Origin of the sequence: Dinghuibacter sp. (genome assembly GCF_035492835.1) — a bacterium.
Lineage (GTDB): Bacteria > Bacteroidota > Bacteroidia > Chitinophagales > Chitinophagaceae > Dinghuibacter.
Map to the genome: position 1 here is coordinate 1 of NZ_DATJIY010000181.1, position 13,760 is coordinate 13,760.

At 58.2% G+C, this 13,760-nt stretch carries 11 protein-coding genes and 1 other RNA gene; 9 read left to right on the plus strand and 3 right to left on the minus strand.

Annotated features, from left to right (window positions below):
* The coding region (locus VL547_RS17050) for a DUF3863 domain-containing protein (protein ID WP_325580062.1) at nt 1–1,383 on the plus strand (1,383 nt) is incomplete at its 5' end.
* On the opposite strand, the gene VL547_RS17055 is transcribed toward VL547_RS17050, so the two are convergent.
* Nucleotides 1,373–1,840, minus strand: a complete 468-nt coding sequence (locus VL547_RS17055) for a hypothetical protein (protein WP_325580064.1) — start codon at nt 1,838–1,840, stop codon at nt 1,373–1,375. The genes VL547_RS17050 and VL547_RS17055 overlap by 11 nt on opposite strands.
* Before the next feature lie 170 nt (nt 1,841–2,010).
* On the opposite strand from VL547_RS17055, the gene bla reads away from it, so the two are divergent.
* Together bla and truB are read left to right on the plus strand one after the other, a co-directional pair.
* Nucleotides 2,011–2,874 (plus strand): subclass B3 metallo-beta-lactamase, encoded by an 864-nt coding sequence (gene bla, locus VL547_RS17060; protein ID WP_325580065.1) that lies wholly within the window; start codon nt 2,011–2,013, stop codon nt 2,872–2,874.
* 858 nt (nt 2,875–3,732) lie between these two features.
* The gene (truB, locus tag VL547_RS17065; RefSeq protein ID WP_325580067.1) at nt 3,733–4,458 is read left to right on the plus strand and encodes a tRNA pseudouridine(55) synthase TruB; all 726 of its coding nucleotides are present in this window, start codon (nt 3,733–3,735) and stop codon (nt 4,456–4,458) included.
* On the opposite strand, the gene VL547_RS17070 is transcribed toward truB, so the two are convergent.
* Complete coding sequence (locus VL547_RS17070) at nt 4,450–7,107, minus strand: BamA/TamA family outer membrane protein (protein WP_325580069.1); 2,658 nt, start codon at nt 7,105–7,107, stop codon at nt 4,450–4,452. The genes truB and VL547_RS17070 overlap by 9 nt on opposite strands.
* Nucleotides 7,108–7,118: 11 nt before the next feature.
* Here VL547_RS17070 and VL547_RS17075 point away from each other — a divergent pair, with 11 nt between their 5' ends.
* Complete coding sequence (locus VL547_RS17075; protein ID WP_325580073.1) at nt 7,119–7,865, plus strand: RNA methyltransferase; 747 nt, start codon at nt 7,119–7,121, stop codon at nt 7,863–7,865.
* On the opposite strand, the gene VL547_RS17080 is transcribed toward VL547_RS17075, so the two are convergent.
* Nucleotides 7,862–9,091: an ABC transporter permease gene (locus VL547_RS17080; protein ID WP_325580075.1), complete on the minus strand. Its 1,230-nt coding sequence runs from the start codon at nt 9,089–9,091 to the stop codon at nt 7,862–7,864. The two genes, VL547_RS17075 and VL547_RS17080, sit on opposite strands and share 4 nt — an antisense overlap.
* Nucleotides 9,092–9,127: 36 nt before the next feature.
* On the opposite strand from VL547_RS17080, the gene VL547_RS17085 reads away from it, so the two are divergent.
* The 5 genes from VL547_RS17085 to hisD all read left to right on the plus strand — a co-directional run bounded on the left by VL547_RS17085 (nt 9,128) and on the right by hisD (nt 13,704).
* Nucleotides 9,128–10,417: a type IX secretion system plug protein domain-containing protein gene (locus VL547_RS17085; RefSeq protein WP_325580077.1), complete on the plus strand. Its 1,290-nt coding sequence runs from the start codon at nt 9,128–9,130 to the stop codon at nt 10,415–10,417.
* Nucleotides 10,418–10,483: 66 nt separating this feature from the next.
* Nucleotides 10,484–10,582: signal recognition particle sRNA small type (gene ffs / locus VL547_RS17090), an RNA gene on the plus strand.
* Nucleotides 10,583–10,767: 185 nt separating this feature from the next.
* A complete protein-coding gene (gene fsa, locus VL547_RS17095; protein ID WP_325580080.1) occupies nt 10,768–11,424 on the plus strand; it encodes a fructose-6-phosphate aldolase in 657 nt (218 codons plus the stop codon).
* A 145-nt stretch (nt 11,425–11,569) separates the two neighbouring features.
* The gene (hisG, locus tag VL547_RS17100) at nt 11,570–12,424 is read left to right on the plus strand and encodes an ATP phosphoribosyltransferase (RefSeq protein WP_325580084.1); all 855 of its coding nucleotides are present in this window, start codon (nt 11,570–11,572) and stop codon (nt 12,422–12,424) included.
* The gene (gene hisD / locus VL547_RS17105; protein WP_325580086.1) at nt 12,424–13,704 is read left to right on the plus strand and encodes a histidinol dehydrogenase; all 1,281 of its coding nucleotides are present in this window, start codon (nt 12,424–12,426) and stop codon (nt 13,702–13,704) included. Before hisG ends, hisD begins: the two co-directional genes overlap by 1 nt.
* The last annotated feature ends 56 nt before the right edge of the window (nt 13,705–13,760 follow it).

Below are 13,760 nucleotides of genomic sequence, written 5' to 3' on the forward strand. Positions count from 1 at the left end.
GCGGCCCTGGCGGGCTCGCCCCTGCTGCGGGCGGCCACGTTGACGACTCCGGCAACGCTGATGGGTCACCGCTTCGTGACCTTGTGCATCATGATCCGCACCTCCCCCTGGGAAGTATCGCGTGACGTAAAGCTCATCGACCGGGACGAATATTTCGCGCACACCCCGGAAGTGGTCCGAGGCATGCGCGAAGCGTTTGCCAGACACAACCCCAACGGCCGGCTGACCTGGGGTTTTACGCTGAACGCCCTGGAGGACAAACGGCCGCACTATGCGGACATCCGGAAATACGTCGTCGAATGCCAACAGCGTTACGGGGACGAAGTTTCTTATTTTCCGGGCTATTTCCCCGCGATGTACCTGCCGCGGGAGCGCGTAAACCGGGAAATGAGCGAAGCGATACGGGAGATTTCCTCGATGGTGGGCGGTGGCTACCGCCCCGAGTGTATCATGGGCGGTTTTTTGTCCGCGGACAACCTCGCCTACCTTTCCGAAAAGGAAAACATCCACGTCGCGCATTCGGTGATCTGGAGCCAGCACGAAGTCGACGGCGGCGGCGCGGACGGCTCGATCTCCTATCCCTATTACCCGTCGCGGGAGCACTTCTGCAAACCGGCGCAAGGGGCGGCCGATTTCATCGACTGCGTCTCCCTTGACGGCTGGAGCGTGGACTTCCTGAACGCAACGGTGAGCGGCGGCGTCACCGGCACCACCCTGTACAACGGCGCCAGCAGCCGGCGCGGCGTCGGCCCGATCGAATCTTATGGGGAATGGGGGCTCGACATCGGGAACCTTTCGGTCATGCATACCCAGTCCCTCCACTTCGACCGGGGTTTTGAGCTGAACGGTTTTGGCTGGATACCCAATATCTGGGAAGCCGCGCTGGCCAAAATACCCGAACGGCAGCGGCCCTGGTGGGACGATACCTTTGCGAACCGGGCCATGGAGCGCTGGGTCGGATCGACGCTCGAGCGCTGGCCGGACGTGCGGTTCGTTTCGTTCGGGGAATTCGGTCGCCTTTGGCGGCAGCAGTTCCGCAGCAATGACGCGCTCCACTACCGCTTTGAAGAAAAGGGCCTCGGCATCGGCAGCTCCTGGGGGAACGAGCAGATCCGCTGGTTCATGAACAAGGATTTCCGCCTGGCCCTGCTCCGTAACTGGCACAAGAACACCCCGGAGCTGGTCATCGACTTTACCCGCTACGATCTGCCGGCGCGCGAGCCGGCAGACCCCTCTGTCGCAAAACCGGTCAAGGACTGGAGCCTGATGAACAGGATCAACCAAAAGGGGCTGCGTCCGCAGGATACGCCGGTGCCCATTACGGCGCTGAGCGCCGATGACCGGGCGTTGATCGCGCGGCGCCACCCGGAGCTTATGGGGTAAGATGGTATTGGGAAACGAGCTCCTCGTAGCTGGGCGCCTCGCTTTGCCCCGCCACACCCGGCGGGATGATAACATACCGGAATGCGAATTCGTTCAGGTTGTAGGCGCTGCTGCAGAACAGCGAAATCTGGCCCGGCCACAACAGGTCGTTGATGTAGAAGCCGCTCCCGTTGACGTTGTCATAGGGCACCGGATATACGTAACCGTTTTGCCGGACATACACCATGACCGCGGCGCTGTCCAAAACGCCGGTGGTGAGGGCGGGCACCTGCCAGACGGCGCTGGTCCCGCTAAATGAAGAGTCCCACGCGGAGTAAACGACGTTGGCGTTCCCCTTGGCGCCTGTGGGCCCGGTCGGACCCGAAGGACCCGCGGGTCCCGTGGCGCCGGTCGCGCCGGTGGGACCTTGTTTGGTACAGGCCGGAAGCACCAGCCCCAGAGCGAGAAGGCATAACATGAGCCTTGCGATTACGGATTCTTTCACGATGTATTTTTTTACAAAACTATCGCTGCCGCGTAGCCGCGTCAATACCGCAAACCGGTATTGGGCGCAGATTGCGTAGATGTTTGCATAACGCACGCGTAGATATACGCATCGTTTGTATATTCCCATAAAATTTGAATCGAATGAAAAAGCCTGCCGTATTGCTACTCTTGCACCTCCTCCTGTTTTACTCCAAAAGCCCCGCTCAACAAGGGACCCGACCGGCCTCCTGGTCCCAGGACTTCCCGCCCTTCCGTATCGCGGGTAACCTGTATTACGTCGGAACGGCGGAATTGAGCAGCTACCTCATCACTACGCCGCAGGGGCATATACTGATCAATACAGGGCTGGCCGGTTCCGATACCATGATCCGCCGGCACGTCGAGTCACTGGGGTTCAGGTTTACCGATATCAGGATACTCCTCACCAACCAGGCCCATTTCGACCACGTAGGCGCGATGGCGGCCATCAGGAAAGCGACGGGGGCGCGGCTCATGGTCGAAGAGCGCGATGCGCCCCTCCTTGCGGATGGCGGAAACTCGGATTGCACCATGGGTAGCAAGGGACCCCTATTTGAACCCGTCAAGGTGGACCGGTTGTTACACAACGGAGACAACATCGAATGGGGCGGTATGACCGTTACGGTGCTCCACCACCCCGGTCATACCAAAGGCGCCTGCAGCTATCTTTTTACGGTAAAGGATCAACACCGCTCCTACCGTGTTTTGATCGCCAACATGCCCACAATACTCTCCGAGATGACGTTCCCCGAAATGCCCTGCTATCCCGGGATCTGGCGGGACTTTGCGCATACGTTGGATACCATGCCCCGGATACGGTTCGACATCTTCCTGGCCGGCCACGTCAGCCAATGCGACCTGGAGAAAAAATACCGGCCGGGTTATCATCCCGGGGCATTCTTCGACCGGGAGGGGTATCTCGCGTCCCTAAAGGAATTGAAGGAGGACTACCTGAAAAAGACCGGCGACGCAAAGACCGCGAAGTGACACGGTGACGCGGCGCCCGTGAAATAACGCCCGCGGCCAAAAATGCAAAAGGGCCCGAACTTCGGGCCCCGCCATAAGATATGGGATGATGCGCAAAAGGCTTTTGCGGGATATGGATGGTACTTACAATCAGTGTTTTTTCGGCTTCAGCGTCCGGTTGAAACGGATCACTTCGTACGCAACGTACACAGACGGAGCGACAAAAGTAAAAACGGCAACGGCGATTTCGAGTGTAATCGAATTGTTCATAAGCGACGGTATTTGGTTATTAAGAAAAATGATTGCATTCCGGTCATCGTTATCATGCCGGGCACGGATTACACTGGGTACTCAAAAATGATACAAATGCAAAAAAGGAAAATCTGGATCTTAGAGGAGAAGGTTTCGCGAAGGACTTTTGGAGGATAAGCTGGCGTAAATGTAGAGCAAGATTTTGATATATGGAAATCGATTATGTGTGTCTTTTAAAATAGACATATACGACCCCAATTGAGCGTTGGACGTCATAGCATAAATTCGCTGGAACGCAGTATCAGCCTGGGTTTTTGTATTTTATTAACCCCTTTGGCATGATAAAACCGCCAATAACTTGTTTTATGGAGCTGGAAAACGTGGAGTACTTTTACATCGTCATCGGATCAGAACATATGGCAAGACAATCGTAGAGAGAAGAGTGGCAAACAGTTAGAGGTCCGATAAATAGCTGATTTTTAGAACTTTTTCATATGGCAAGCAATCGTTAGAGGCCGTCTGTTTCTACAGGTGGCTTTTTTCTTTGTAGATGGCTGCTAATGTAGGGATTTTTTGACACTTCCAAACAACAAATCGGTCCGGGGGAACCTTATTTTTGCGCCCTGGATGAAAACACTCACAAACCTGGAACAGGCGTTCACCGACGGCAGAACGCTGTTGATCGATAAACCGCTCGAATGGACCTCCTTCGACGTCGTCGCCAAAGTGCGTAGCGCAATCAAAATCAAGAAAGTAGGACATGCCGGTACCCTGGACCCCCTGGCCACCGGCCTGCTGATCGTCTGCACCGGAAAGTTTACCAAACGCATCAATGAATACATGGGTCAGGAAAAGGAATACCTGGCAACCTTCACCTTGGGGGCAAAAACACCCACGTATGACCTGGAGAGCGAGCCGCAACCCGTAGCGAGCCCGGATAACGTAACGCCGTCGGCCTGTGAAGCGGCGGCCCAACACTTCAGGGGCGACATCCTCCAGGTGCCGCCCGCCCATTCCGCGATCAAACAAGGCGGCAAACCCGTCTACCTGGCCGCCCGCAAGGGGAAGGAAGTCCAGCTGGAACCCCGGCCGGTGACGATAAAGACGTTCGAGATCGTTGCGTTGAACCTGCCGGAGGTAGAGGTGCGCGTCGTGTGTTCCACGGGCACGTATATCCGCAGCCTGGCCAATGACTTCGGCGAAGCGCTGGGGTGCGGCGGCTACCTGAGCAAGTTGCGCCGGACGCGCATCGGGGATTTCCGTGTGGAGGACGCGCAATCGGTCGAAGGGTTTGTAAAGGAGGTGCGCGCGGCGCGGGCCGCGGAAGAGGCATCAGGCGCCGCGTCAGAATGAGTACCCGATCCCGAAGCTGAAGTTATAGTTGTTATACCGCCACTCCTTATTATCCTGGCCCCGCCCGAACACGTGCGCCAGGTTGATATCCGGCCACTGCCACCCGTCGTGGAGGGGCTCGTCGGGCTTTTTGAAGCGGAACCCGAAGTCAAAGCGCAGCACGAAATAGTTGAAGTCAAGCCGGAAGCCGACCCCGGCGCCCACCGCCAGCTCCTGGTAAAAGTGCGAGATGTCGAGGGTGGCGCTGTCGTACGCGGGCGTCGAACCCGGGGCGCTGGGCTGTTTTTTGAAGTCCCACACGTTGCCGATATCGGTGAAAACGGCGCCCTTCAAATACATCGAGTTCGGTACGATCTCGGCGATGTTATAGCGGTATTCGATGTTGCCTTCGAACTGGATGTCGCCGAAACGGTCGAAAAAGTAATTGTTGTTCTGGTACCGCGCCAGGTGGGTGGACCCGGGGCCGAGGTTGCGGAAGGCCCAGGCCCGCATACTGTTGGGACCGCCCGCGACGAACTGCTTGAAGAAGGGTAGGGTGGAGTCGCCCCCCAGCGGGATGCCCACGCCGGAGAACAAACGGAAGTCCCAGGAGTTGTTGTTGCGGTACTTTATCTCGTGCCGGTATTCGACCGTGGGCCGGATATACTCGGAGAGCTTGCCAAAGAGCTCGCCGTTGCTGCTTTTTTTGGCGATCCCGGCCAGCAGGCCGGACGTTTCGATGGCGGCCCTGAGGTTACTGGTGCGGTTGGGATGGCGGTGGTTGGAGAATGTCCAGAAAACGGCGCCGTTCTGCGCCATGATCAGCGCATTGGTGTACGCAAAACGCAGGTTTGGGATCGAATCGAGCGCCTTGTTGAAGACGTCTGTCGTATTGTAGAGATAGGTATACTCCACGTCGACGGGGTTGTAGGTCCAAACGACGTTCGGCTTGGTCTTCCACTGGTAGCCATATTTGAAGCTGAGCATGTTCAGGTCGAAGTAACCAACGCGTTCGACATACGTGGCGCTCGTATTGAATATGGTCTGGGCGGCCAACGGGCGGATATGGTTGACGCTCTTCAGCGGCGTGACAAAACGCGGAATGGTGATCGTATTGGTATATCCCACGTCCACGGAAGCGATACCCCAGCCGTAGGCCGGGTTCACCTCGACGCCGCCGTTGACGCCGTTGGTCATGGCGATCGCTTCCTTGCCCAGGTTCCGGTTGGTGATCGATACGTCGGCGTTGGCGCCAAAAAGGTTACCGGTCGCCACCGGGTTGTTGGTCAGGGTGGCGCTGTTGTTGGAATAGTTCAATTCGGCGCCGGCGTTAAAGCTTTGTTTTTTGGCGGGTGTCAAGAGGTAGTAGAAGTCGAGCAGACCGATGGAGTCCCTCCGGTGCGCGGCGAAGGCTTTATAATCCGGCGAAACGCCCCCGGCCAGCAGGGTTTCGTTGTCTTCGTGGGCCGGCTGCGCGCTGTCGCCCCGCAGTTTCGCCGCCTTCCGCGTGCTGTCCGCGACGGCAGCCCTGGCGGCCCGGATGCTGTCTTCAACAAAGGTATGGGCCGCCTGGGAGCTGTCCGCGATGGTTACTTTCCGCGTGCTGTCGGCCACTTTTTGCACAGACGCGACATCCCGGACTTCGCGGGCCTGGATGATGGGCACCTGCCAGACCCCCAGGAAGTTGAGCGTATTGAGCGTCTTGTTGTAGTCGTCCTGGCGGTAAAGGGCCCCGGGCTGGAGGAAGTTGTTACGGATCAAAAAGCCCGGCTTGAAGCGCAGCTCATGATACCGCAGGTTGATGCTGTCCAGGTACAAACCGGTCAGCGGCGTCTTCCGGTTGTCGCGGGTCGTTTCGAAATCGGGGTAGATGAATACCTGCCGGATGAAATATTTTTTGATCAGGTTGCTGTCCAGGTTGGGCGCCAGGGTCAGGTAGAGGTCGGTGGTCGGGTTCTTTTGCTGGCGCTTTTGCTCGCTGAACAGGTGGATCCGTTCCAGGGGATCGATCGCCGGGTTGATCAGCAACGGGTTGGCGGTATCCAGCTGGACCTGGAAGGCGTCCTGGGTGATGGCGTAGTAGCCGTTGTTCTTATAGACGTCGATCAGCCGGTTGACTTCGCCCTGTAGCTTGTCCTGGTTGAACGGATCGCCATGGACCAGCAGCGTGGCCGGGTGAGAGGAGTCGGTCAGGTGCTGCAGCGTGGAATCGCGTATGTCGTAGACGATGGAGTCGAGCAGCGTCCGGGGACCCGCCTGTACAAAGAAGTTCGTGGTGACCCTGATCTTCCGGTGGTGCTTGCTTTTGGCGCGGACGGTGTCGATCCGGTAGGTGTATCCCTGCTCCGGGCTGAAAAACCCCTGGTTGAACATATAATACCGCATCGTGGCCAGCGAGTTGTTGGCATAGCTCGTGTCGTATACGGCGGGGGTCTGGGTGATGTGTATGAGGAAAACGTAGTCCCTGACGTTTGGCTGGAGACTGTCGTCGAGCTGGAGGGCGAGGTTCCGCTCCAGGTCTTTTTTTTCGTCCGGGCTCACGTCGGCAGTGACTTCTATGTTATTTTTGAAAACGAACGGCTTGTCATACTGGTAGTGACTGGCCCGGTAGCAGCCGTATTGGCCGAAACACAGGGCCAGCAAACACAGCCATTGTAAACGAGACGCCACATTCATAAGTTATGCTCAGTAAGGCACAAATTAAATATATTCAAAGTTTACACCAGAAAAAATTCAGGCTCGAGGCCAAGGTATTTTTAGCCGAAGGACCCAAGATCGCCGCGGAAGTATTGGACCGGGCGCCCGGACGGGTCCGGTTGGTGGCGGCCTTACCCGCATGGATAACCGCAAACGCATCGCTGCTGGAAAGGGTGCCGGCGGGGCGGGTATCGGCCGTGAGCGAAGCGGAGCTGGAGCGGATTTCCGCGTTGGTCACGCCCAACGAAGTGTTGCTCGTGCTGGAGGAAAAAGAGGACGCCTGGTCGCTGCCGCCGGGTAGCTGGTGCCTCGCGCTCGACGCCATCCAGGATCCCGGCAACCTGGGGACCATCATCCGGATCGCGGACTGGTTCGGCGTCGGCTACCTGTTGTGCTCCCCGACCTGCGCCGAGTGGTACAACCCCAAAGTGATACAGGCGACGATGGGCAGCTTCCTGCGCGTACATCACGCCTACACCGACCTGGCGGCCGGCATCGCGTCCTCCGGCCGGCCGGTATACGCCGCCACGCTGGAGGGGGAGCCGGTGACCCGGTTGACCCGGCAGCCGCCCGGTTATATCCTGATCGGGAACGAATCCAAGGGCATAAGTCCCGCGCTCCGCGCGTTGGCTACCCGGGAAGTGACCATCCCCCGCGCGGGCGAAGCGGAGTCGCTGAACGCGGCGATCGCGACGGGGATCATACTGTCGCACCTGGTGCAGCCCGCCTAGTTGAAACGGATGGCCCGCACGGGCGAGATGCGTTTTACCAACTGTACGGGTATCAGCATCACGGCAAAACAAATAACCAAGGTAAAGATGTCGGTCGCCGCGATCTGCCACCAGACGATCTTGATCGGGGCGACGGGCATGTAGTAGGCGTCCTCGTCGAGCTTGATCAGCCCCGTCGACTGTTGGAGCCAGCACAACCCGAGACCGAGGGCGGTGCCCAGGAATATGCCCCAGAATGTGATCAGGCCCGCGTGTATCAGGAATATGCCCTGGATGGTGTTGTCGGTGCTGCCGATGGCTTTCAGGATGCCGACCATGCGGGTGCGCTCCAGGACGAGGATGATCAGACAGGTGACCAGGTTCAGCACCGCGACGATGGTCATGATGATCAGCGTCAGCCCCTTCGTCGTGTTCTGGAGGTTCAGCCAGTCGAAGATGTTCGGGTAGACGTCCTGGATGGTCTGGCAGTTCCATTCGGGGGGGAGCAGCTGCCGCACGGAATCGTTGACGGAGGCCATTTCCCGGTAGTCTTTTACAAAAACCTCGTAGCCCCCGATCTTCGTCGAATCCCAGTCGTTCAAACGGCGGATCAGCCGGAGGTCCCCCAAACAGAAATTATGGTCGTACTCTTCGATCCCGGTTTTATAGATACCCGCTACCTGGAGCTTCCGGGCGCGGGGTGGCGCGTTGGGCTGAATAAAATAGATCAGGACGCCATCCCCCACGTGGAGCTTTAGCTGGCTTGCCGTATATTCGGAGAGGTCGATCTCGTGGCTGTATCCGCTGTCGGGGAAGCTCACCCAGTGACCTTGCCGGAGAAAAGCGGAGAGACGGTCGAAATGGAAGTCCTTTTCGACTCCCTTGAATAATATTCCTTCGATTCCTTCGTTGGTCTTTAGCATGGCCGATTTGGTGGCGAAGGCGTCGATATAGCCGACCCGCGGATCGGAGTGGACGGCTTCCAGGACGGTATCGTTTTTGGCGATGGGCGTCTCTTCGGCGATGATGGTTTGCTCGGGTTCGTAGTGCTCGACGCGGATATGTCCCCAGAAGCTGAACACTTTCTGGCTGATGACAGACTGGAAACCGTTGGTAAAGGACAGGGCCACGATCATTGTCGCCACGCTCAGGGTAACGGCGATGATCGCCAGCCGGATGATAAAACGCGAAAAGGTCCGTTCCCGGTTAAAGGCGATGCGTTTGGCGATAAACTCGGCAATGCTCAAAGCGCGTACTTTTGTTGATCTGTAAAACTAATGGATTTGAAGAACTCTTTACTGGCCCTTCTGTTCCTCGGAACTTTCTGCCGGGCAACCGCCCAGGACGACGACGGCGGCACGCACGTATTCAAGCCCAACATCCGGAGCGTACAGTTGTATGCCAAGGGCAGCCAGACGACGCCGCCGGTCATCCAGCTCAGCGGGGGAGACCTCCTGGACCTCGCCTTCGACGACCTCGACGGCGACGTCAAGAACTATACCTACGCCTTCGAGCTGCGCAACGAAGACTGGAGCCCCACCACCCTCAACGCCATGGAATACCTCAAGGGCTTTGCCGGCGTCCAGCTTAATTCCTACCGGATGTCCTCGATCGCGCTTCAAAAATATACCCACTGGCACACCACGCTTCCCGACGCGGGTTATGCGCCGTCCAAGGGGGGGAACTATCTGCTGAAGGTCTATGTCAACGGCGACCCGGCGGATGTCGCTTTCCAGGTGCGCATGCTCGTCGTCAACAACACCATGCCGGTCACCGCCGAAGTCCAGCCGCCCTATTCCAGCGACACCCACAACACCCACCAGAAGGTCCAGTTTTCGGTGGGCCTGGGCTCGCGCACCTTCACCAGCCCTACGCAGGAGGTAAAGGTCGTCGTCGTGCAGAACTGGTGCTGGGCCCTGGCCAAATACGACATCCAGCCCACCTTCGTGCGCAATAATTCGCTGGAGTACAATCCGGAGCAGGATGCCGTCCTCCCCGGCGCCCGGGAATGGCGCTGGCTGGATAACCGCAGCTACCGTTTTATGAGCGACCGCATCGCCCACATCGACGAAGGCACTTCAGCCATCAACGTGTACCTCAAGCCCGACCCCTCCCGCGCCGCGCTGCCGTTCATCGTCTACCAGGACTATAACGGTTTCTATACCATCACCGCCTCCGAGCAGATCAACGTTCCTTACCAGGGCGACTACGGCCGCGTCCACTTCGTCTACGCGCCCCCAGGCGGGGAGCCCTACGAGGGCAAGGACCTCTTTTTATACGGCGAGCTCACCAACTACGAGCTGGGCGACAGCACCCGCATGACCTGGGACGCGCAGCGCCACGTCTACACGAACTCTCTGCTCCTGAAGCAGGGTTATTATGACTATATGTATCTGCTGCGCTCTTCCGACGGCTCCCTTACGACCGACCAGACCGAAGGGAACTTTTTCGAGACCGAGAACGCGTACCTCATCCTGGTGTATTACCGGCCGCTCGGCGGGCGCTTCGACGAGCTGGTCGGGCTCGGCCGGGTGAATTCGCTGCCGCAAAAGAATGCGCAGCAGACGCCGTAGGCGCTTCCGAGCCATGTTGTTGCACTGCGACTTTTTTTCTTTATTAAGATTCCCTTATCTTTGCCCCGGCAAGTCTTATACGACCAGCTCCTGCTGAACTCCCCCAGGGCCGGAAGGCAGCAAGGGTAAGTGGTTGAGCGGTGCGATATAAGTAACTTGCCATTTTTTTTTGCGGGGCATCGTAGTGCAGGCAAACTTACGATGCCCCGCAAAAAAAGGCTAAAGATGGCCCTTCGGGCAGCGCGCCGGCGGCGCGCTATGGAGCGGCCGACGGCCGCTTGGCCCTTCGGGCCGGATTTTGGCGCGCTATATTTCTTATCTTTGCGGGACAAACATAACACCATACGATCATGAAATTCTTTATCGACACGGCCAACCTCGAGCAGATCAGGGAAGCGCATGAGCTCGGTATCCTTGACGGCGTTACGACCAACCCTTCCCTGATGGCGAAGGAGGGCGTAAAGGGGCAGGAGGCTGTATACAAGCACTACGCCACCATCTGTGACATTGTCAAGACGGGAGACGTCAGCGCTGAAGTCATCTCCACGACCTTCAACGAAATTATCGAGGAAGGGAAAAAGCTGGCCGCCATTCACCCGAATATTATCGTAAAGGTGCCGATGATCAAGGACGGCGTAAAGGCCATCCGCTGGTTCACCGACAACAATATCGCTACAAACTGTACGCTGGTGTTTTCGGCCGGTCAGGCCCTCCTGGCGGCAAAGGCCGGCGCCAAATACGTGTCTCCGTTTATCGGTCGCATCGACGACAGCAACTGGGACGGGGTACAGCTGATCGAGCAGATCTCGCTCATCTACCAGACCTATAGCTACAAGACCGAAATCCTTGCCGCTTCGATCCGCTCTTCCCTCCACATCGTGAAGTGCGCCGAAGCCGGGGCCGACGTGGTGACTTCTCCGCTGGAACCCATACTGGGCCTGCTGAAGCACCCGCTGACCGATATCGGTCTGGCAAAATTCCTGGAGGATGCGAAAAAATTCGCGTAAGTCCCTATATTTGCGTCCATGAACATCCACGTACATCACCATCATCATTTTTGCTCCGCTCAGGTGAGCCGGTGATGTTGTGTACGCCACGATAAACAACACTGAGGTTCGCCCAAAAAGCGAACCTCTTTTTTTTTAAAATTATATGAAACTTAGAATCGGCATCCAGAAATCCGGTCGCCTGCACGAGGACTCGATGAAGCTCCTCAAGGAATGCGGGATCGATGTCTCCAACGGAGTGAACAAGCTCAAAACGGAGGCGAGCAATTTTCCGTTGGAAGTTTTCTTTTTCCGGGACGACGACATCCCGCAGTATGTGGAAGACGGGGTGGCAGACATCGGGATCGTGGGGGAAAACGTGGTGTACGAAAAGAACAAGAAGATCACGGTCGTAGAGAAGCTGGGCTTTGGCAAATGCCGTCTGTCCGTGGCCGTGAGCCGCAACGACGACTACGACGGGCCGCGTTTTCTGGAAGGGAAAAGGATCGCGACCACCTATCCGGTCCTGGTGGACCGCTTTTTAAAGGAACAGAACGTAACCGCGGAAATCCACGAGATCAGCGGTTCGGTGGAGATCGCGCCGGGGATCGGGCTGGCGGACGCGATCTGCGACCTGGTGTCCAGCGGGAGCACGCTCTTCATGAACGGGTTGAAGGAGGTGCAGCCCATCCTGCAATCGCAGGCGGTGCTTATCCGCAACAGCGGGTTGTCCGACGCGCAGATGGCGATCCTTCAAAAGTTGTTGTTCCGGATACAATCGGTCAAAAAAGCGCGGAACAACAAATATATCCTGCTGAACGCGCCCAACGACCGGCTGGACGAGATCATCGGGCTGCTGCCCGGGATGAAAAGCCCCACCGTCCTGCCGCTGGCGGAAAAGGGCTGGAGCTCGGTCCACAGCGTGGTGAACGAAAACGAGTTCTGGGACATCATCGAAAAGCTGAAGGAAGCCGGGGCCCAGGGCATTTTGGTCGTACCCATCGAAAAAATGATTATCTGATGCAGATCGCGTATCATCCCGAGCGGGTAGAATGGGAGCAACTGATCCGCAGGCCCCTGGCCGAGGCGGGCGCGCTCCTGCCAAAGATAAAAGCCGTCCTGGACGAGGTCCGGACCAAAGGGGACAGCGGGCTCCGGGAGCTGACGGAGCGTTTTGACGGCGCCCGTATCACGAACCTGAAATTGACGCCGGACGACATCGGTGCGGGCGCGGCCGCCGTAACGGACGACCTCAGGACCGCCATCGACCAGGCGAAAAAGAACATCGAGGTTTTCCACAACACCCAGCGTGAGACGCCACAGGTGGTCGAAACCATGCCCGGCGTGCGCTGCTGGCGCAAAAGCGTCGCGATCGAAAAGGTCGGGCTGTACATACCGGGGGGGACGGCGCCGCTGTTCTCGACCCTGCTGATGCTGGGCATCCCGGCGAAGCTGGCGGGTTGCAGGGAGATCATCCTTTGCTCGCCCCCCGACCACCACGGTAACCTGCACCCGGCGATCCTTTATGCGGCACGGGTCGTAGGGATCGAATCGGTCTTCCGGCTAGGCGGCGTTCAGGCGATCGGCGCGATGGCCTATGGGACGGAAAGCGTGCCCCGTGTATATAAGATATTCGGGCCCGGGAACCAATACGTAACCGGGGCCAAACAGCTGGTCCAACAGGAAGGCGTTGCCATCGATATGCCCGCGGGGCCGAGCGAGGTGTGCGTTTTGGCGGACGCCACGGCGAACCCCGCTTTCGTGGCGGCCGACCTGCTCAGCCAGGCGGAACACGGCGCGGACAGCCAGGTGCTCCTCGTGACCACCGACGAAGGACTGGCGGGTAGCGTGATGAACGAGGTCCAGCGCCAGGTGCAGGAGCTGCCCCGCAGGGACCTGGCCGAAAGGTCGCTGGCCCACAGCCGGATCATCGTCCTGGGCAATATGCCCGAGGCGCTGGAATTGGTCAACGAATACGCCCCCGAGCACCTGATAATCAATTGCGCCAACCCAGGGCTGGTAGCCGATTGCGTCGTGAACGCGGGTTCGGTTTTTCTGGGACCCTGGTCTCCGGAGAGCGCCGGTGACTACGCGAGCGGGACTAACCACACCCTGCCCACCAACGGATATGCCCGCGCCTATAGCGGCGTGAGCATGGACAGCTTCGTACGGAAGATCACCTACCAGGAGCTGAGTCGCGAGGGGCTCGAAAATCTCGGACCCGCGGTGATGACGATGGCCGAAGCCGAAGGGCTCCGGGCGCACGCGCAGGCGGTGGCCTTGCGGCTGAAACAAGGATAAACCGGCGCGCGGCGCCGCCGCAAAACGGCGCCTGGCGCAAAGACAAAACACGAACT